Origin of the sequence: Fluviispira sanaruensis, assembly GCF_004295685.1 — a bacterium.
GTDB classification, from domain to species: domain Bacteria; phylum Bdellovibrionota_B; class Oligoflexia; order Silvanigrellales; family Silvanigrellaceae; genus Silvanigrella; species Silvanigrella sanaruensis.
The window spans coordinates 546,790-567,879 of the sequence record NZ_AP019368.1 but is presented as its reverse complement, the minus strand read 5'-3'; the positions used below and the strand labels follow the sequence as shown (position 1 = coordinate 567,879).

The 21,090-nt window shown below is 33.1% G+C and carries 17 protein-coding genes; 5 read left to right on the top strand and 12 right to left on the bottom strand.

Annotated elements, in window-relative coordinates; translation table 11 throughout:
• The first annotated feature begins 19 nt into the window (after positions 1–19).
• The gene (locus tag EZS29_RS02490) at positions 20–1,135 is read left to right on the top strand and encodes an ATP-binding response regulator (protein WP_130606195.1); all 1,116 of its coding nucleotides are present in this window, start codon (positions 20–22) and stop codon (positions 1,133–1,135) included.
• Here the strand turns inward: EZS29_RS02490 and EZS29_RS02485 are convergent.
• The 6 genes from EZS29_RS02485 to EZS29_RS02460 form a co-directional block, all read right to left on the bottom strand.
• Positions 1,063–2,091 carry a terpene synthase family protein gene (locus EZS29_RS02485; protein ID WP_130606193.1) on the bottom strand — a complete coding sequence of 343 codons (1,029 nt, stop codon included), beginning with the start codon at positions 2,089–2,091 and terminating at the stop codon, positions 1,063–1,065. The two genes, EZS29_RS02490 and EZS29_RS02485, sit on opposite strands and share 73 nt — an antisense overlap.
• 55 nt (positions 2,092–2,146) lie before the next feature.
• Entirely contained in the window at positions 2,147–3,046 is a 900-nt protein-coding gene (locus EZS29_RS02480; protein ID WP_342777857.1) for an IS3 family transposase, read from the bottom strand.
• 148 nt (positions 3,047–3,194) lie between these two features.
• Positions 3,195–3,341, bottom strand: a complete 147-nt coding sequence (locus EZS29_RS02475; RefSeq protein ID WP_172603735.1) for a transposase — start codon at positions 3,339–3,341, stop codon at positions 3,195–3,197.
• Positions 3,342–3,532: 191 nt separating this feature from the next.
• Positions 3,533–5,503 carry an acetate--CoA ligase gene (gene acs / locus EZS29_RS02470; RefSeq protein ID WP_130606187.1) on the bottom strand — a complete coding sequence of 657 codons (1,971 nt, stop codon included), beginning with the start codon at positions 5,501–5,503 and terminating at the stop codon, positions 3,533–3,535.
• Positions 5,503–8,790 carry an aminotransferase class I/II-fold pyridoxal phosphate-dependent enzyme gene (locus tag EZS29_RS02465; protein ID WP_130606185.1) on the bottom strand — a complete coding sequence of 1,096 codons (3,288 nt, stop codon included), beginning with the start codon at positions 8,788–8,790 and terminating at the stop codon, positions 5,503–5,505. The genes acs and EZS29_RS02465 overlap by 1 nt, the downstream gene beginning before the upstream one ends.
• The gene (locus EZS29_RS02460) at positions 8,790–9,089 is read right to left on the bottom strand and encodes a hypothetical protein (protein ID WP_130606183.1); all 300 of its coding nucleotides are present in this window, start codon (positions 9,087–9,089) and stop codon (positions 8,790–8,792) included. The genes EZS29_RS02465 and EZS29_RS02460 overlap by 1 nt, the downstream gene beginning before the upstream one ends.
• Before the next feature lie 243 nt (positions 9,090–9,332).
• Here EZS29_RS02460 and EZS29_RS02455 point away from each other — a divergent pair, with 243 nt between their 5' ends.
• Both EZS29_RS02455 and EZS29_RS02450 read left to right on the top strand, forming a co-directional pair.
• Complete coding sequence (locus EZS29_RS02455; protein ID WP_130606181.1) at positions 9,333–10,364, top strand: hypothetical protein; 1,032 nt, start codon at positions 9,333–9,335, stop codon at positions 10,362–10,364.
• Between the two features lie 152 nt (positions 10,365–10,516).
• The gene (locus tag EZS29_RS02450) at positions 10,517–12,007 is read left to right on the top strand and encodes a fatty acyl-CoA reductase (protein ID WP_130606179.1); all 1,491 of its coding nucleotides are present in this window, start codon (positions 10,517–10,519) and stop codon (positions 12,005–12,007) included.
• 156 nt (positions 12,008–12,163) lie between these two features.
• Here EZS29_RS02450 and EZS29_RS02445 read toward each other — a convergent pair whose 3' ends face one another.
• Together EZS29_RS02445 and EZS29_RS02440 are read right to left on the bottom strand one after the other, a co-directional pair.
• The gene (locus tag EZS29_RS02445) at positions 12,164–13,027 is read right to left on the bottom strand and encodes a ParB/Srx family N-terminal domain-containing protein (RefSeq protein ID WP_130606177.1); all 864 of its coding nucleotides are present in this window, start codon (positions 13,025–13,027) and stop codon (positions 12,164–12,166) included.
• A 172-nt stretch (positions 13,028–13,199) separates the two neighbouring features.
• Complete coding sequence (locus tag EZS29_RS02440; RefSeq protein ID WP_130606175.1) at positions 13,200–14,384, bottom strand: hypothetical protein; 1,185 nt, start codon at positions 14,382–14,384, stop codon at positions 13,200–13,202.
• Positions 14,385–14,582: 198 nt separating this feature from the next.
• On the opposite strand from EZS29_RS02440, the gene EZS29_RS02435 reads away from it, so the two are divergent.
• Positions 14,583–15,449: a lysophospholipid acyltransferase family protein gene (locus EZS29_RS02435; protein WP_130606173.1), complete on the top strand. Its 867-nt coding sequence runs from the start codon at positions 14,583–14,585 to the stop codon at positions 15,447–15,449.
• Complete coding sequence (locus EZS29_RS02430) at positions 15,406–16,278, top strand: SDR family NAD(P)-dependent oxidoreductase (protein ID WP_130606171.1); 873 nt, start codon at positions 15,406–15,408, stop codon at positions 16,276–16,278. The genes EZS29_RS02435 and EZS29_RS02430 overlap by 44 nt, the downstream gene beginning before the upstream one ends.
• Here EZS29_RS02430 and EZS29_RS02425 read toward each other — a convergent pair.
• From EZS29_RS02425 to EZS29_RS02410, 4 genes are all read right to left on the bottom strand, one after another.
• The gene (locus EZS29_RS02425; protein WP_130606169.1) at positions 16,168–17,955 is read right to left on the bottom strand and encodes an FAD-binding oxidoreductase; all 1,788 of its coding nucleotides are present in this window, start codon (positions 17,953–17,955) and stop codon (positions 16,168–16,170) included. The genes EZS29_RS02430 and EZS29_RS02425 overlap by 111 nt on opposite strands.
• 129 nt (positions 17,956–18,084) lie before the next feature.
• Positions 18,085–19,257: a tetratricopeptide repeat protein gene (locus EZS29_RS02420; RefSeq protein ID WP_130606167.1), complete on the bottom strand. Its 1,173-nt coding sequence runs from the start codon at positions 19,255–19,257 to the stop codon at positions 18,085–18,087.
• Between the two features lie 22 nt (positions 19,258–19,279).
• Positions 19,280–19,669, bottom strand: coding sequence for a hypothetical protein (locus EZS29_RS02415; protein WP_130606165.1), 390 nt, complete (start codon positions 19,667–19,669; stop codon positions 19,280–19,282).
• Between the two features lie 231 nt (positions 19,670–19,900).
• Positions 19,901–21,088 (bottom strand): radical SAM protein, encoded by a 1,188-nt coding sequence (locus tag EZS29_RS02410; RefSeq protein ID WP_130606163.1) that lies wholly within the window; start codon positions 21,086–21,088, stop codon positions 19,901–19,903.
• Between the last annotated feature and the right edge of the window lie 2 nt (positions 21,089–21,090).

Here is a 21,090-nt window from a genome sequence, read left to right as displayed (position 1 = left end):
TTTAAAATAAGGAAGTTATATGACATCCATTCTAATAGTCGATGATGAAGAGATGATATGTACTTACCTTGAAATGCATTTTCGCAATGAAGGATATACTACTTTTAGTGCCCAAAATGGTTTAGAGGGTATTAAAATCTGTCAAGAACACTTCCCTAATATTATAATTTCTGACATAAAAATGCCCAAATGTGATGGTGTTCAGTTTATACAACTGATTAAAGAAAACAAGGATTATAACCCAGTTATCTTTTATATGACTGCTTATTCTGATGTAACTATTGGTACAGCTTACGATCTTGGCGTGGATGCTCTCTTTAAAAAACCCTTCCAAATGAAAGATATTCTTGGCGGCATTAAAAAATTTTCTAAGATTAAAGAAGAACATGGCCAAATAGAAGAACAGAAAAAAATAAATGATATAAAAACTTCAGAAAACGCTCAATTAACCCTACTTGCAGAGCTTTCAACTGGAATTTCACATAATATTAATAATCATATTTCATACATAACAACTTCCTCTTACGTGCTAAAAAAATACTTAGAAAAAGAAAATGATGAGAACGATAAATATTCAAAAATGATACAAATCTCCGAAAAAATACATGCGCATGCCCTTATGACCTATCGAATTGTTAAAAGCATGAAAATGCTCGCAAGAAAAAACCATTCAGAGGACGAAAAAGAAAATGTTTGTCTCTTGTCTATTATTCAAAGCTCAATAGATTTACTCGAAGAAAATCTTAAACTAGGTATGATTAAATATATTATAAATTGCCATAATGATATATATATTAAATGCTTTCCAGAACAAATTATGCAAGTTTTTTTAAACCTATTACAAAATTCCTGCGACGCTCTTTCCTCAATTGAGTCTGGAGATAAGTGGATTAATATCGATGTTTGTAGAATTGATAATAATATTGAAATTGCATTTACTGACTCTGGATTTGGCATTCCCGAAAATGTGAGAAATCGAATTATGGATCCTTTTTTTACGACAAAAGATAGAGGAAAAGGCACTGGCGTAGGCTTGAGTCTAAGTAAAAAAATTCTTGAAGCTCATGATGGCACTCTCTCACTCGATGAGTCCTCGAAGAATACACGATTTGTTGCATCGTTTAAATCTACTTGATAACGGCCCGACTCAAGTGTCCAGCACCACGCTCCGACCATCCAGTTTTTTAATCCATCGATCCATTCTTGCACAATTTGTATTTCTTTTTCGTCTATAATTTCTGCTATGACTTTTTTTTCGAGTTCTATAAAATGATTGACTTCTTGATTATGTAAGTCAACAGTTTTTTCAAAAGCTTTTTCAAAAGGAATCATTTCATGCGACATAAGAGCCGTTAATAAGTTGCAAGGCTCGCCATGACGAAACTCTTTGGGAAATGAATAAATATCGTTTGCCCAACCACAAACATTCGATGCCATATCTCTAAACAAAAAATATTCTGGAGAAATTTTAAAATATTGAGGAAGTTCTTCACTCATTGTAAGTTCAATCATATCAAAAAAGGAATACATACCGACAGACAAAAGTCTTAATTTTAAATAATCATTTAAATTTGGAACTTCTTTTGCTGCTCGATAAAATGACTCTTTTAAACATCCTTCAAAATAATGTTCCATACTTTTTTGGTATTGAGCAAGCCAGCGTGGATTTGATTTTTCTTTTAATCTTGCCATTAAATTTTTGAGTGCAATCGTTATTTTATTATTATATTCTGCTTCTTTAAAACAAATGATATTAAAATATGCCTCAAGAACTTTAGAAATCTTAATTGGATCTTGTCCTAAAAGTTGCTCATCATATTCATCATCCGCTAAGAAAATCCAATTGATCCAATCAGAAAAAAGCGTCAGCATTTCAAATGAAGCATTTGGATACGCATATGACACGACGACCCAAGCCCTTAATGCAACAGTTTTTTCATATTCAACTTTATTTTCAATTAAGTTATATTCCTTTAGCCAATCGATTGAGGGATTTTTAGCTGACTCCATAAATGGATTTATTAAATGGGGAAATGGATAATAAAGTTTTTCTCTTGCATTTTTTATTAATTTTTCAGTATTTACCTTCATTAAACCTCCTTAATATATAGTGTCCCCCATCGTCAAGACAAAAAGACATCATATTTCATGAATGCATTACATGACTGCATGCCTCAGAACTTCTTAACCCATTTAAACTAAAATAATCTTCATGCAAACCTCCAGGTGTTGTATTTCTTTTCCAGTGAACTAACTCTTGTGTGTTGTAGTCTAAAGTTTTATGTGGCCTATCGTTATTATAAAATCTAAAATAATATGAAATCCCTATTTTGGTATCTAAAAAAGTTTCGTATGAATTAGGGTAAATATTTTCGTATTTTAAACTCCGCCAAAATCGCTCGACAAATATATTATCAAGCGCATGCCCTCTGCCATCCATACTTATTTCTACGTCCTCTATGAGAAGTCGATTTGTAAATTCATTTCTGCTGAATTGAGAACCTCGATCTGTATTGAATATCCTAGGCTTACCGCGCTTTAAAGCTTCTTCAAGGGCTTCTAAACAAATAGCTGTGTCTAAGGTATTCGATAATTTCCACGATAAAATATAACGACTATGCCACTCAATGAGGGCACAAAGATAAACAAAATTTTTTACTAGTCTAATGTAATTGATATCAGTATTCCAAACCTGATTTACTTCACTAATATCCATACCTGATAATAAATAGGGGTATTTTTTATGCTCTAAATTTCGAATAGAAAGGTTTTTCTTTAGATAGATTGCTTGCAATTCCATAAGTCTAATTAAACGATCAACTTTTTTAATACTGATTTGCATGTCTTCTATCTTGCAAAGATATTTGTTTATTTTCCTTCTTCCGTAAAAAGGATATTTAGTAAAAATTTCATCAATAAGGTTCATGGCTTTAATGTCGCTATCGCCTTTTTCAACGGGCTTATAATAGAAAGAGGAACGGGGTACGCCCAAAATTTTGCATTGTCTTAATATTGAAATTGTTGAATTTCCTTCTTCTATCAATATTTTTCTATCCTTAACTTTTGATACCAGATTTTTTTTTCAACCAGTCAACTTCGACTTTAAGTTGTCCTATATGCTGATAGAGCTGAGGAACTAAAACCTCATCAGGCTTTGCCACCTCCTTTCTTTTATCTATAAATATGCTCCTAATTCATTCAAGTAATTCTTTTTTCCAAGTGCAAACTTGATTAGGAAATACTTGGTATTTTATGGCTATTTCATTAATTGTCGTTTGTTCCTTTATTGCTTCTAAGGCACCCTTACTTTTAAACTCTGCTGAAAAACTTTTGCGCTGCATCCGACTCCCCAAATTTAGCAATTCGCTTATTCTTATCGCAGTCATGATTAAATGTCATCATGTACAGTTTTCCGGAGGCATTATAATAATTAACTGCAATTAATTATTTCGGAAATATAATAGGTTTATAGAATTGTTATCTAAGAATTTATTGCATTTAAAGTTAAAAAACACACATATGTAAAATATGCCTAATCTTCATCTTTTTCTCTTAATTTTTCGAGCACTGAAAAGTCTTCCAGAGTTGTGGTATCGCCTTTTATGTCACCCGTTGTCGCAAGTTCTCTAAGCAATCTACGCATTATTTTACCGCTCCGTGTTTTTGGTAATGAATCACTAAAGCGGATTTCATCTGGACGTGCGAGCGCACCTATTTGTTTAATAATGAATTTTGCTATTTCTTCCTTAAGCATAGGGTTGATATTTGCTGATTTTTTTAAGGTTATAAATGCAACAATACCTTGTCCCTTAATTGCATCGGGTCTGCCAACGACAGCACATTCAGCAACCAATGGATGTTCCACTGCCGCACTTTCAATTTCCATCGTACCGAGTCTATGCCCACTGACGTTAATCACGTCATCGACCCGTCCCATAATCCAAAAATAACCATCTTTATCTTGCCGTGCTCCGTCACCTGTAAAATAGACTCCCTCAATTTCTTGCCAATAGGTTTTTTTGTAACGCTCATGATCGCCATAAATTGTGCGCGCCATATAGGGCCAAGGTTTTTTAATACATAAAAAACCTCCATCTTTTTTCTTCGCAGGAGTTCCATCTTTATTGAGAATTATGGGTTCAATGCCAAACATAGGCAGAGTTGCACTGCCAGGTTTAGTAGGTGTCACCCCAGAAAAAGGTGCGATCATGACTGCACCCGTTTCTGTTTGCCACCAGGTATCAACGATGGGACATTTTTTATTACCAATGACTTCGTAATACCAAATCCATGCTTCTGGATTGATAGGCTCCCCTACAGTCCCCAGCAACCTTAAACTTGATAGATCATGTTTTTTAGGCAATTCCTTACCTAAGCGAATAAAAGAGCGAATTGCAGTGGGTGCTGTATAAAGAATTGTAACTTTATGTTTCGCAATCATTTTCCAAAAACGATCTGGTTCAGGATAAATTGGAGCGCCTTCATACATAAAAACAGTAGCGCCACAACTTAGTGGACCATATACAAGATAGCTGTGGCCAGTGACCCAACCGACATCAGCTGTGCACCAAAAAATATCTGTTTCTTTAATATCGAATAAATATTTTGTAGTTAACGTAACACCCAATAAATATCCAGCAGTAGTGTGCATAAGTCCTTTTGGTTTACCCGTCGTTCCACTGGTGTATAAAATAAATAAAGGATGTTCTGCTGCTAGTTGTTCTGCTACACATGAGTCCGAATAGTTTTCCGCAAGTTCATGCCACCAAATATCTCGTTTAGGAAACATTTTAACTTTTTCATGGGTTCTTTTTACAACAATAACATTTTTAATAGAAGGTGTTTCCTTCAGGGCTTCATCGGCCATTTCTTTCATCTTCACCGCAGAACCTTTCCTGAATCCACCGTCCGCAGTGATAAGAGCCTTGCAATTAGAATCTAGTATGCGATCTCGCAGCGAAGAACTGCTAAACCCACCAAATACTACGGTGTGCACCACTCCAATTCTTGTACAGGCTAACATTGCGATCACAGCTTCAGGAATAAGTGGCATATAAATTGCAATTTTATCTCCTTTATGCAGACCGATTCCCTTTAACATATTTGCACATTTCGCAACCTCTAAAGAAAGCTGCAAATATGTCAAAGTTCGTGTTTCTCCTGGTTCACCTTCCCAAATAAGAGCCGCTTTATTTTTTCGATCTGATTGCACATGCCGATCTAAACAATTGTATGATACATTTAAGGTTGCTCCTAAAAACCATTGTGCCTTACAGTCCTTCCACGCAAAAACTTTCTTCCATTTTTTAAAAAAATCCAAATGCTCCGAAGCCATTCTTGTCCAAAAGGATTCTGGATTTTTTATTGAATTTTTATATAATTTTAAATAATGAGACATATCCTGCAAAAAATAATGCGAAAATGATTTCTTCTGAGGCTTAAATTTTCTATTTTCATGTAGTAAATTCTCAATTGATGGTTTTTGCGTGTCAGACTTAGACATTATTCCTCCATGGCAATTAAACTCCAAAATAATTTTAATTTTTCAATTGCACTATCGAATTCATAATCAGACACAGAAAGAACAAAACGACAATATTCTGGAACCTCAATCCAATCCGCTCCATTTATAAGAAGACCTGTTGAATTAAATAATACTTCATGAATATTTTTACCATTAATAGCAATTTTAATTTGAATATTTTCTTTTTTTAAATAAATACTTTTGCCAATTATTTTTTCAGGCTTAGCAATTAAAAATAAGCCTCCATTCGATGGCAAAGGTTTCCAGCCCGATTGCAGTAAAACTTCGCTCAAGCGAGTGGCTCTTTTTTCAAGATATATTCTCTGCTTTGCAAAATGCTTATTTACATTTGAACTTTGTAAATTTAATGATTTAAATATTCTTTTAATTGCATATTTGATATTCACTGGCAAAGAGCTTGTAATCCCCTTTCTCATGGCTGTTTGTAAGAATGGCTTATTTCCATAGCCATAGCCAACTCTCAATCCTCCTGCAGCAAGTTCTTTAGAAACTCCGCCTAACATAATAAATGACAATTTATCGATTCCAAAATCTTGCACTATATGCTTTATAATTTTAGAAATACTGTATTTATTATAATCCGCTTGAAATTCTAATCCAGAAAAAATAGTGTCCATAATAATGACGGAATCAAAATCAACAGCAATTTTAAAAATTTCTAATATTTCATCCTGTGTGTAAATTGCTCCAGTAGGATTGACCACCGGTGCATTTAAAAATATCCATACTTTTTTATTTAGTTGAGTCAAAGATTCTCTTAAATCGCTTGGGCTGATTTTAAAACTATTTTCTACTGAAGTTTTAAAATTTAATATTTTCGTTCCGTAGAACTGCGCAGAGGCAATAAAGTAACCATATGAACCTGAAGGAAATAATAAAACTTGATCATTTAATGCACAATATTCAGCAATACCAGAAAAAAGTGGGGCAACCCCATTTGCAACAACTATATCTTCACTTTTTGCCTCACCAAGATCGAACTTGAAATTAATATAATTTAATATTTCTGGCTCCATCTGCAATTCAAGTTGTGCTATGTTCTGTCTAACAAATCCTTCAAAGATTGCTGCTTTTAAAAAGTTTGGTGAAGAATAAACGTTTTCACCATAATCAAGTCTGACTGAATTTTTATCTAAAGCAGGATGCGAATAAAATATGGATGGGTGATGAAATGAGCGATTGCAATTGTCTGAAAATCCCCTAAATTTCTCTAAAAATAATATACCTTCTGGCATAGGCAAGCGCGGGACATAAGTTCTTTCTCGCTTCGTGTTCCTGACGTGAAAATTGAGTAAATCAAATAAAATAGTATTATAATATTCTTGGATAATAAGCGATGCTCTGCTGAAAGTCATTTCGGCAACATTGCACAAAGCCGATAAAACAGTTTCATTTTCGCTTATTAAAAATGCAATCTCTAAATCTGAATAAATTCTATTGCGAATAAGACCACAAAATAAAGAAACATGCATAGGTAATTTTTGTTCGGAAATATATTCAAATATACCATTGACCAAAGGAGCACTCGATAATTCCATACCATTGCTAAAATCTACAAAAAGCCTCACTCCATATTTCTGTGATGTTTCAATCAGTCTTCTAAAAGAGTCTTGACTTCTTAACTCTGCTTCTGAAATTGAACAAATAACAACTTGTGGTTCGAAATTGACGATTAATTTACAAAGCAACTCACTTTGTTTTGGTGATTCCAAAACAAATACATTCTTTTTATTCTTGGATTTTTCTTCAGAAAGATCTAACCACTCTGCTGGTAAATCCTGATAAAAATCCTTATCTACCAAAGCTTTTTCAACATTATACATTGATAAAATATTTTTTACAAAAGAAAAACGAGAAGGAGCGATTACCACACTTTTAGCGGTGATTGGAACACGCCAATATGTTCTAAAATACTCTGCAATATGTCTTCTAAAACCTGTTTCTCCTCGAACATCCTGATATTCAATTGCATCCTCATTATTTAATTTTTCAGAAAGCTTTGCCAAAAAAGATATTTTTTCATCTACGAGAGAGCGATCTGCATAAGTCAAGTCGAAGCCACTGCGCGCTGCTATATAATCTTCTTTTTTTAAAAGACGAAGAATTTTTTTCATTTTTAAATTGTCACGCATTTCTGCTTCTACAACTTGAAGTGAGTGAAAGACATTTCCACCATTCATTGCATAAACATACGCTGTGCGCGCTGAAATAGATTCTTCTGAGTTTGCTCCCATATAAAACTCAAATCGATGCGATGTACTTTGTTCTATTTCTACTAATGGTAAAATTTCAGTATCACCCGCTTGTTCAATTTTTGTTTTCCAAACGACAGATGTTTTAAATCCACGCCGAGTTAACAAACGATCAAGCACCGCTTTACCTGGTCGACCACCTAAATTTAATATAATTTTACCACCTGGTTTCATAACTTCTAAAGATTCTTCGACAGCTCTAGCTATGAGACCCAAGCCAAATTGATCTTCAATATAACCTTGTTTTGAGCAGTAATTACTTAAAGAAAACAAAAATTCATCTTCAACATTATCGTGTATAATATTTGGCAACAAATGGGTGTCTGGGGCTAAAACTTGCGGAATACAACCGATCACTTTATCAAGTTGAATTTTATTGCTAATACAATATTCTAATAAATCTGACACTTGAAATTGTACGCGATCAAACAGAGTTTTACCCTCAGAGTCAATATAAGATTTGCCTCTTTCGTCAAGCCCGTTTAAATATAAATTAATTTTTGCACAGACAATAGCTCTCGGATTGATATCTAAACCATAAATAATATGGGGAAAACATTTTTTTGCCAGTGCAATCGTAATCCAACCATTCCCACAGCCAAGCTCCGCTAAAGTTCGATGATGAAATTCTGATATAGGATAGCGCGCAAGGCCTTCATAAAAGGTAAATGACCAATCTTCAGGAATAAAAATACTCGGTAATTGAAGAAGTAACAGACTATTTGGACTATTTTCTTCACCATCTGTAATCAATTTATCTATAGAAAAATAATATTTACTAATTGCGTCATGACTCGAGTCTAGCTTTAAAAAATATTTATGTAATTCAGAAAGAGCGACTCTGCCTTTTTCTCGAGTGTGCGGATCTTCCAGATATTGGAGAAGATTTTTTAATCCTTCAAAAGCATGAGTTGACGATTGAGTGCAGTTATGCAGAAATTCATCGATATTAAAATTCCAATTTTTTTTTTGCTCTTCATTTACTGACTTCATTACTTATTCCTATTAAATTTTTCTTCACAAAAATTACCAATAAAACTGGCAATTAGAATGGACGGTACTATAAAAAATAGCATGGGAAGTATTGCTCCACCAGCTACAAAGTATAATATTCTTCGTGTTAATACAGTCCCTTTAGAATGAGAATAAAATCCAACTGGTAAGGTAATGTCAATAAACATTAAAATTGCTTGAATTATCAAACCGCTTGCTAACCAATAAAAAAATACGAATGAAGAAACAAAATCAAGTGGCATATTGAGACTTAAAATGGAATCTAACGAAATTAACATACTATTAAAATCTCCTCTACATTTAAATGATACTTTACAATTGTGGCATAATTTTTAACTCCAATCAATTTATTAGAACAGGAGTTAATCTTATGCATCCTTATATTTTCGTAGTTTCTAAACTTTAAATTTGAGAGTCTATAAAAATCACTGTATAAGATTGCAAAGATTCTTCTAACCGCTTCTTAGCAAGGCTACTTCGGTTATTTTCATGGAACTGTTAAATTTTAAAAAGGAAAAAATATGAAATTAATTGCCTTTAGTAAAATAAATCTAGTAGGTTTGACACTTGCAATCAGTTCAAGTGCAATTGCACAGGCAAACAGCGATGGTCGCCCCGTTTATACTCCTAATGATAAAATTTATACCAAAACAATCACACCACTTCTCAACTCTGCGCCACGTTCCTTGGCTGCTCAAAAACTTGCGCCCTCTTCTTTTCCAGATGAGGCTGAAATTTTTTGCAGTTATGATCAATGTATTTTTGGTTTGACCAGAGGACTCGTTTTCGGCGGAGATGTTTTTGGGATGGCTTATGCTCCATTACGCGAATACTTTGATCCTAATTGGGAAAGCGGAGAGCTTTATATTATTGATGTCTTCGGCGGTTTTCAAATATTAAGAGATGTAGATAATAAAAGCTTTATGAATGCGCAAATTGGCTACAGACGCATTTCATATTCAAACAATGGAAATACAATTGCTGACCAAGGTATTTCTTTAAAAGTCAATTATTCAGCCCAGATTACACCCGTATTTTTATTTGGAATTTCTTTTGCAACTTATCAAGCAAACAATGCTACAACAACGGATTCAAACAGCATATTAACAAGCTCAATAAATCATGCAAATTTTTCAAAATCTGCTGGATACTTTTATCGAATATCACAAAAATATCCTACTTATCAAATTTCAATACCAGGCGACCTTGAAGTTGCAAACTGGGGTTCCGAAGAAACTGGCTTGATTGCACCCATTCGCGTCTATGCCCATGTTGAACCATTTTATATTCAAAATAACATTAATTTTGTATATGATAATATCAATCTTAAAAAGCAAGAACAGAACTTTGGCATTCGCCTAGCAGGAACATCTTCATTTGAATCACAGCAAGGAGATAAAGCGGGTCGCTATGCATTTTTGTGCTCTCTTGGTCTCGATGTACAAACCTCTGTATTCAGTTCAACGAACACTACAGCCAATGCAGAAGCAGACTTACCTGCACGCAAATGGATTTCTCCCTATGTCAACATAGCTGCAAGCTGGCAATTTTAATAAGAAACAGCTTGTACTTGAAAGAGTATCGCTGTTATGACAACCTTTAACTTTACGCTATTGCGAAATTTTATAACCGACGGCTGAAAAATCAATCTTGCCAATGAATAGACTTATGACGCAAGTTCAAAGCACAAGAAAGGGTTCCATATATGAAGATATCTGATCTCTCCATTCAAGAAAGCTTTGGAGGTAAAACTGTACTTCTCATAGGAGGGAGTGGATTTATCGGTAAGGTTTGGCTTTCCATGCTTGTCGATTTCATTCCTGATATAAAAAAAATATATATTTTGGTTCGCCCCAATAAAGGCAAAGAGGGAAATCTTCGTTTTAGTGAGATTTATACTAAAAGTCCTGCTTTCGTTAAATTGCATCAAAAATTTGGAAATAATATTGAAAATCTTAGCAATATTGAGGCTATCACAGGAGATATTTGTTCGGTAAAACTCGGACTCAATAAGGCGGTTTTAGCAAAATTAATAGAAGAAACAGATCTCGTCGTTAATTTCGCAGCTGATTTAAGATTTTCAGCCCCACTCGATCAAATGTTGCAAACGAACTCAGGCGGGGCACTCAATATAGCTGAATTTATTTTATCAACTAAAAAAGCAAAGTTATTGCACGTATCAACTTGTTACGTTGCCGGAATGGCTGATGGATTGGTTTCTGAAAAATTATCAAAAAATATTTCTCCAAATGGAGCAAGATTTTCTGCACAAGATGAATACAATTGGGGTATGCAGGAATCCCTAGGTGCGCGTTCAAGAAGCGCAACTGATAAAGAATTAAAATTAATTGGTACCTTAAGAGCTGAACGTTTGGGCTGGCCAAATACGTACACATATACAAAAGCTCTTGGTGAAATACTTTTATCTGAAAAATTACCTCGCGATCGCCTCTGTATTTTCCGACCAAGTATTGTTGAATCTGCAGAAAAATATCCTTTTCCCGGCTGGAACGAAGACTTTAACGGAACAGCACCCTTTATCCAAATGCTGAGTTCAAGATATCGCCTTTTAGTGGCTAAACCAAATCATAATTTAGATATTATTCCAGTTGATTATGTTGCAAGAGGCTTAACAATTGCAAGTTCAGCTCTTTTGAGTCACAAACATTTAGATATATATCACAGTTCAACTTCTGCTTTAAATCCTTTATCAGTTGCTTTGGCTACAGATTATATTTGTCAATATTATAAGACATTCGAAAGAAAAAGAATAGATGGTATATTATTTCCATATCCAAAAATAAAATTTATTTCGCCCAAACATATATTTTCTGGTCCCAGTCTGACAAAGATTGAAAAAACATTTTCTTTCTTTATTGATAAAATAAAATTAGAAAAAAATTCATCCTATATGCTTTCAAGATTTGGTATCAGTAATAAACTTGAAATAATAAAACGAAAAGCAAAAAGCATAGATGTAATAATGAATGTCTATAAACCTTTTATTTACGATTATAATTATACTTTTAAATCAGAAAATTTAATGGCACATCGAGTGGCTGAAAAAGAGTTTTCATATAATCCAACAGAAATAAATTGGGATAGATATTGGCGTGAAATACATATTCCTGGGCTTAATAGATGGTGTTTATCTCAACTAAAGACTCTTTCAAATAAAAAGAAAGAACTCACTTAATATCCTTATTCTTAGTTACCCACACACTCCATTTTTCAGTCGTTTTATAATTGAGTAAAAAATTTAATATTTCGCAAAAAAAATGCCCTCAGTATATCACCTAGGGTATTAAAACTTAGTTAAACGTTAATTGCAATTTTATAATTTAAAGTTTTTTTAATCTTTTATATACCCAGGAAGTTTCTCTGCTTCAGAAATTTTACATAAATTTACAATTTTGTCAGATCCTGGCAAACGATAATTTTGTATTCTTTCCTTTATGGTTTGATAATTTTTCTCATCTGTATAATTCTCAAATCCTTTGGTTTCTCTAAAATAATCTCCCCAAAAAAACTCTGCAAAGTTACCATATGAAGGCAAGGAAGTGTCAAAACAAAATTTAGATATATCATCTGCGATAAATCCAGCTAAAGAACGGTAGGGGTCATTTGTAACATTAGATATTCTCTTTGGAAGTTCTTCTGGACTCCGAGAGATTCCTTTATCTTTGAGATAAACATCATTGTTTTTTATCATTTCATCCCAAAACGCATTTTGATCCATATCAGGATTGCTTAAATAAATATTTTTATCGATTTGAACGAGAATAGTAAAGATATTGGAATCCTCTTTCATCAGTTTTTCTGCGAGTTTCATTCTATGATGACCATCAGTCAGATAAAAACCTTCAGCGTTTTTCGGACCTATAACTAAACTAGGTGGCTTCTTACAAAAAAACTCTTGTGCTATAGAAGGCTTACCTGTAAATCGCTGCTTCATGTCCAGAACATAAGAATCACCGTAAGTAAATTGTGTCGGACGGATGTCAGCAAATGCAATAGAGCAGATTTCCCCTGGTTCTGAAGTGTTAGAGCATTTTGGATATATTATTACTTGTTTTGTTACAGAATCAATACATTCAGTGTGAGTTGAATGTAATTTTTGCAAGACATGACTTGTTGGCACTGTACAACTTATTGCTCCTAATGAGCTCGCCCCTATAATATATAATAAAATCAAGCTTTTTACCTTCATATTCATTCATGAAACTCCAATTTTTATGAACTATTAGCAATCTTGTAGATTTTTATACAAAATCACGAAAATGATATAGACAAATTATCCATAATTTAGCAAGAATTATCTTTGAAGTTTTATTTTATAATGAAGATTTTTGTCTATATATTTTATATTATTACTTTTTATTTTTTAATTAGAGACCAGCTAGGCTTTTATAATTTTTCAATTCTTTCAGATCCTCTGGGAGCAAAAAGACTCCACCCGAGCCAGAATTCTGTAGTTTAGTGCTTTCCTCAAAAGCAAAGTAACAACGTTTGGCAATATCTGATTTGGGAAAAACGATTACGCATGCCTTTAAGTAAGCGTCCCCTATATTTAAAGTTGCAAAAGGCTCTAAAGCATTGTTTATAACACCTAAATAATAAAGAGATTTTGCTTGTACTTCTTTTGTAGTCTCTTTTTTACTTTCAAGTTGACTGTAAATCAGACTATAATAGCGCATTCTATTTATTGTAAATGCAGGATCAAAAGCCAAGGTGTTTTCTTTTGAATCCATTCCGATGTCTTGATCAATTTTCGCAAAAATATCGGTGCTTTTTAAAGAAAGTTTGTTTTTACTTTCATCATTCCACTGTTTAAAACTTTTTGCCCATTCGAGTATTTCTTCTCTACCCTCTATTGGCACCTTTTTGGAATTCGCAAGTTTAGTAAAGACTTCATAGCCTCTATCTGCAGATGGATTCACTCGAACTAAATAAATTGCAAGATAATTAAGAGTTTTTTGCATATCTATCCAAGGAATTTTATTTTTTTCAAAATCATCTATCCGCTGAATTAAAATTTTCTCCGCGACGCCAAATTGCCGAGTTGTGTAGAGATAATCAATTTTTTCATTCTCTGTTAAATGAGAAAACATTTTTTCATTATTATTAAATAAATAATTTTGGCTGCCGGAAGGAGCTGTGTGACATGCTATACACGACTGAATCGCTGACTTTAGTACATAGCGGGCACTCGATTTCCTATTATTTTTAAAACTAAATTCTGCTCGTTTTAAATTTTCTACTAAAATACTTATATTAATTTTAGCAGCAATATTTTCTTTCATACGTGCATGGCTTTCCGCATTTTTCGCACCTTCTGCTATAGCGACCAAATTATTCAAAATAAACTTGGTATTTTTAGGGTCCTTAAAGTCTTGCTCAGAAAATAAAAATGGAAATATATTCTCTAAATTTTTTCTCATATCATCCATGGATGTATACAAATTTCCTGCTTCTGATTTTTCATTCTTTTTTCCTTGTCCCAAAGCGTCACTATTTAATGAAAAAATTAAAGCTACTATAACCGCTATAAAGTGACTCTTCATTTTGAACATATCTATCTCCTTTGAACTTCGCTCGAAACAGCTTTAAGACTTCAAAAATTATATCACAAACAGACATTTTTCTATATAAAATGAATAAGCGAAGAATGTCTGCTCGATCATTCATCCCTTAAATATCTTAAAAAATCATTTACTCAAAATCTCACTTAAAATAATATAATTTATGAATTCAATTTGGAGGAAGTCAATATGACTGAAAATCAAAGTTCGAAAGCTCCTAGTGAAGTTATACGTTTGAAAGATTCTAATTCTTCAATTTTTGTGAAATATACAGTTGAGCGATTAAAGTTTCAGCGGATCATCAATTTTCTTGTACTCATGCCATTTTGTGGTGGGATCATTCTCATTTTTAAATATATAATGCGTTATAAAATAAATGAAATGAACTCTATTCGTAAACAATTTAAAGAAATAACAAAAAATGACAATCCAATTATTATATGCTCAAATCACCTTACATTCATAGATTCTTGCCTAATCATTTGGGCTTTAGCCCCACTCATTTGGTATCAATTTAATTTTAATTACTTTTCTTGGAATTTACCTGCAGGAGATTTTTTTGGCAAAAAGAAACGCTACCGCCTGATTGCTTTGCTTTGTAAATGTATTTTTATCCACCGAGATGCTTCACCAAATCATCACAATGAGATTTTAGACATATGCAAAAAACTTCTCATAAGAGGAGAGATTGTTACGATTTTTCCTGAAGGGAAAAGAAGTAGGACAGGAAATTTTGATCCTAACCAGTTGACTTACGGTGTAGGCAAAATTATTCAATGCGTCCCTAAATGTCGAGTTCTCTGCGTTTATATTAGAGGAGATAAACAAGAGAGCTATTCAAACTACCCAATTAAGGGATCAAGCTTTTATATGAAAATGGAAACGATAACTCCACAAACAGCATTAACAGGAAAAGAGGGGTGTAGTGAGATTGTGAATCAAATCGCGCAAACAATTAAAAAACAAGAAGAACTTTATTTTTCAAAACATAAATCAGGAGTTATTAAGCGCAATGAAATTTATGGAAATCAAAAGCAAAACACCTCGCATAATTGATACGCATAGAAAACCCTTAGCCGTGATAACAGGGGCAACGAGTGGTATAGGCTATTCATTTGCTGTTAAGTTTGCAAAAGAGGGTTATGACTTATTGTTAATAGCTCGCGATACACAAAGATTAAATCAAATAGAACATGATCTTTCGAATAATTATAATACTAAAGTATATATTTTAACTGCAGATCTCACAAAAAGAGAAGCGCTCATTAAAATAGAAAGTTATTTAAAAAATGAAGCTATTGATATCGATGTTCTCATTAACAATGCAGGATTTGGTATACATGGAGCTTTTCAAGACACAGAAATAAATAGAGAGCTTGAAATGGTTGATCTACAAATTAGCACCACACTTGCTCTGACAAAAATGATTTTACCTAATATGCAAAAAAGAAAATCAGGTTATATATTGAACGTTGGTTCTGTTTATTCATTCACGCCAGTTCCATTTCAATCCGTTTATGGTGGATGCAAATCATTTTTATATTCATTTTCATCTTCTCTTGCTTATGAAACTAAAAAAGACGGTATTAACGTAACATTATTATGCCCCGGAATCACTAAAACTGAATTCAGACTGCGCTCAAAAGTGGGGCGCTATGCGCAAAATATAAATAATAAACTGAGTCGAAACAAACAAAAAGGAATGGAGCCTGACCTTGTTGCAGAGCAAGGTTACAAGGCACTTATGCGAGGGGACAGAATTTGCATACCAGGACTAACCAATCGAATCTTCGTGCAAATTGCGACTCGTTTGCCCACTTCTTTTCTTAATTCTGCTCTTACTTTGATTAACAACTTCAGGGGCGTCAATCCCAAAAACGCCTAAACGCATTTCTTCTTCTACTGGAAAAACTTTTCCGGGATTTAAAATATTTTTTGGATCGAGTGCATTCTTAACACCTTTCAATGCTTTAATACCCGTTTGAGAAATTTCACTTTCCATCCACGGAGAATGTTCATAACCAACTGCATGATGGTGAGTGAGAGTAGCTCCATTCTTCATAAATGTATCGGTTATTAATTTCTTATAACCGTAATATTGCTCCATTTCTTTACCAACAATTTGTTTAGCAGCATAGGTAAAATAGAGGCATGCGCCTGTTTTATAAGTGTGTGAAATGTGACAGCCAATATATCCAGAGCCATCTCCATGGGATTTGAAATATTTATTCATTTCTTCAATTGTTTTTTTATGTACGTTCAATAATTTAGACCAAACCGCAGCTGTTTCTGCAACATCCACCATCACACCAAAATCCATTATATAATCACGTAAATAGGGAACGTTGAATTTGTCTTTTGACCAAGTCTTGCCAATCCCTTTTCCTAAGGAAAAGGCTCTATGCTTCTTGAGAATTTTTGTTGCTTCGTTCGCAATAATTTGCACTTGTTTTGCATCACCTTCAAAACCTACGACCATGATACAAGGACGACTATAACCAGTCACTGATAATATTCGTTTCAATTGTTTTTGGACAATCGATTCGATTCCTTTTTTTGGTGATTTTAAATTAAATGCCAGTTGAGTTTCACCTTCATCTTGAAAGCGAATCATACTTGGAAGCCAATTTTTATCAATGCATTCTCTAATCGCTTCAACACCTTTTTCAAAATTTGGGAAAAGATATCCACGGTAATCCTTAACCTCAGGTGATTTATGAATGCGCATTGTTGCTTCTGTTATAACACCTAATATTCCTTCAGACCCAACAATAAGTCGATTGATATCGGGACCAGCGCTCGATGCTGGTGTTGTTCTTGTTACGATAGTACCTGTGGGAGTGACCATTTTTAACGAAACAAGCATATCTTCTATTTTTCCATAAGCGTCGGATTGCATGCCTGCTGAGCGGGTTGCAAGCCATCCACCTAAAGTCGAGTATTCAAAGGAATCTGGAAAATGTCCCAATGCCCAACCTTTATCGGATAAATCTTTTTCTAACTTTGGACCCAGTGCGCCCGCCTGAATAACGGCCGTTTGTGACTGTGGATCGATGGAAATAAGTTTATTCATATTACGCATATCTAAGGAAACAACGCAGCGAGGTCCTTTTTCTGTCACAGTTTGATCACGTGGATCCACACCTCCCACAATATTTGTTCCCCCACCAAATGGAATGACACATACATTGAATTGATGCGCATATTTAATAATATTTTCAACTTCATCATGCGAAGATGGATATAGAACGATGTCTGGAGATTTTTTTACGACTCCTTTTCGCACATAGAAGAGATCTGCATATGATTTCCCATAAGAATGTAACAAACGATCATCTTCAGAAGAACTTATTTGTTCCACTTTTAAAAATTGTTTTACAGAATTTAAAAAATCGTCATTGATATTTGCTGGACTGAGAATAATTTCTTCTCTCTTAACAGGTTCTGTAATTTTATTATTTTCAGATATTGAGATTGTCTTTTTTATCCAAGGCCAAAGATTTGGTTTATCTTCAATCGGAAATGTTTTATTAATATCACCCCAGCCCCACCATTTCATCATATATCTTCTCCTTCACTGAAATTAGATAAATAAACAGAAAATCCACATAAAAGATAATCTTGGAATTGACATTGTAGAGTATTTTTAAGGTTGAATCAATTATTCATTTTTTTACTTTTTTCTATTTTCTTATTTCATTTTTGCATCGAGCTCGCGTATTTTTCTATTTGCCTTTTCATGGTTTGGTTCAATTTTTATTATCTTTTGACAGATTTTTTTTGCCTTTGCAAATTCATTCATATCAATATAACACAATGCTTTATTGAATAGAACTTTTGTGTCATTTGGATCTTCGCGGATTGCGATGTCATAATATTTAATCGCTTCATCAAACTTGTTTAAATCTTTATAGCATATGCCCATTAAATTTAATAAACTTATCCTATTTTCGGAGTTTTCCAATGCTTTGTCAAAATACATAACAGCTTTTTCCAGTTTCCTCTGGTAAAAGAGAGATCTTGCATACTGTTCATATATACTTTGATAATCAATTCCAGAATTTGTTGCATCATCTAAAAACTCTTCAGCCTCTTTAAAGCGTTGCTTTTCTATCAAGGAATTCGTTATAGATTCGTAGCGAAGAGGATTTTTAGGACTTAAAAAAACAGCTCTTTTATAAAAATAAATAGCTTGATCGATCATATTGCGATCCATACAAATATTTGCCATTTCATCAAAACCTTGGACGTATTGATTGTTATTATCGATCGCCTTACGACAAAAATATTCGGCGCTTTCAAAATTGTCAAAGCTGCGATAGCAACGAGATAAACCAATACACGCTCGAGCAGATTGCGGATATGATTTTAATAAAGACTCATAAATATTGAATGCCTGCTGATACTTTTTTTCTGCCAATAAACTTTTTGCTTGTGAAAAAAGATACTCTTTATTTTTAGGATCGTTGTAATGGTTATAGCAAACTGGAATTTTTTCAACCAACATTTGGAAGGTAAATGGTTTCTTTATAAAACCATCAATCTCGTATTCAGCAAGCATTGCAATTTGTTCTTTTGTGATTTCAGTGCTCATCATTAAAAATGGCATAAAACCAATTTTTTTATCTTCCCTTATTTCCTTTAGTAGTTCTATTCCATCCATTGCATCTAGATTTAATTCACAGATAACGAAATCGATTTTTCTTGTAATAAGATTGGCATAAGCAATATGTGCTGAAGGAGATTTAATGATATTTTTAAAGCCTAAAGATTTTAAGCCCATTGAAATAATATCACGAAATGAATCACTATGGTCCACTATGAGAAATGACATATCTAAAGATAAATCACTCATTTTTGTCATCTAACTCAGCCCTTTATAAACTTCAAATTTCATACTCATTTAAATTTTTAAAACAATTTACAATAATTTCAATATCGCTCAGAAGATTCTCATTTATTTCTGTAAACTTAGCTGTTATTTTAAATTTATTTTCTTCTACAGTTTTACATATAGCATTTATTTTCAAACTACTTATATGAGTGATGTTAAATAATTCAGGATCTATCATAATATAAAAATTTTCATTTTTTTTAAAATCAAATTTATTTTTTTCAAACCTTACTGTGAAATCATTTAGAGAAATATTCAATAAAGTGCATTCAAATGTTCTTTTAGAATCTATTTTTTGCACAAGCACCGGGATGCCCGCCAAATAGCGCTCTACTCTCTTAAGTTTTCTACTTTTTGCTCCGCCCTTTTTTGGTGATTTCATAAAATAAGATCCATAAATCTTTAGTTTCATATTCTTAGTAGATATAATTTTTTCTAGCAATGCACGTTTCATGCCATTTCTTTAAATTACACTATATTAAAGCATTTTGGTATGAGCTGAGAGTGCAAAGTCATTGGCTCAAAAAAATGTGACCTTATTGCTTATCCTGGGGGATGTTTAAGTTTCCTTAACTATTCAAAAGTTTAAATATATTTTTATAAACATATAAATTTAATCATGGAAAGATTGAGAAATAAATGGATATTTTTTGTAAGCTACTTTAGCATTTTCAATAACCATTGGAGCAGTATTATCTAATACTTTGAAGGGTGCTTGAATTGAAAATCTACACACAAATGTTTCTGAAGAATTAAAGGTGCCGTTGCAATTCAGCTTATCAGTAGGAAATCCACCACCACATGATTCATAATATTTACATTCAAATTTGCATTTCTTAATTCCTTTTAATACATCTGAAAACATTGACTTAACCTTTTCATTTTCAATAACTTGACTTCTAATTGTTGCTCCTGTTGAAATTTGTCCTAATGCAAGGGGACCATATTTTGGATGCTCATTATCTAACATTTCAGGTGTAAAACTTGATATTTTTCCTTCCGAACCTAGAGCTATATAAACTCCAGGAATAATATACGCAGGAATAGATTTCTTTCGAATACTTGGAAATAGCAATTTGTAAAACTCCCTAAATATAACTGAGTGATTTCTTGTTTCCGCTATGTTAAAAAGTTTTGCGTAAAAAACTACAAAATCAAAAAATGTCTTTTCTTTCAAGCTAGATTTATCGTGTATACCTTCAGGCTCTTCACAATTTAGAGATACATGTCTAAATCCATTTGACTCAAAGAACTCATAAATTAATTCTGGCTGCTCGAGAGATCTTTTACTAACAACAGAAATTACGTGAAATGGAATTGAATTTATCTTCAGCATATTAATTCCCCGTAATGTGCTTTCATAAGAACTCTTTCCATTTACAAATAATCTACTGTAATCATTTATTTCACAAGGGCCATCAATACTTACGCCGATTCTAAAAGAGTATTTTTTTAAAAAATCAATTATTTTTTGGTTAAGCAGAGTAGCATTTGTTTGTACTGAATGATATACTTTGATTCCAGCATCTTCAAGTTCTTTAAAACATTCGATAAGACCTGAAAGATGCATTAATGGCACAGCCAAAGGTTCTCCAGCATGCCAAGAAACTGTTAGAGATTCTTCAAAAAGTGATTCTTTCATAGCTGATGCAATAAAGTTTGATAATATTTCTTTCTGCATGATAGAACGAATGTTTCGATCCGGTAAATAGCAATATCGACATCGCATATTGCAATATTTTGTAACCTGAAGCGTTAAAAATTTAATTTTAATTTTTTCAGAAAATTCTCTATAATTCATTT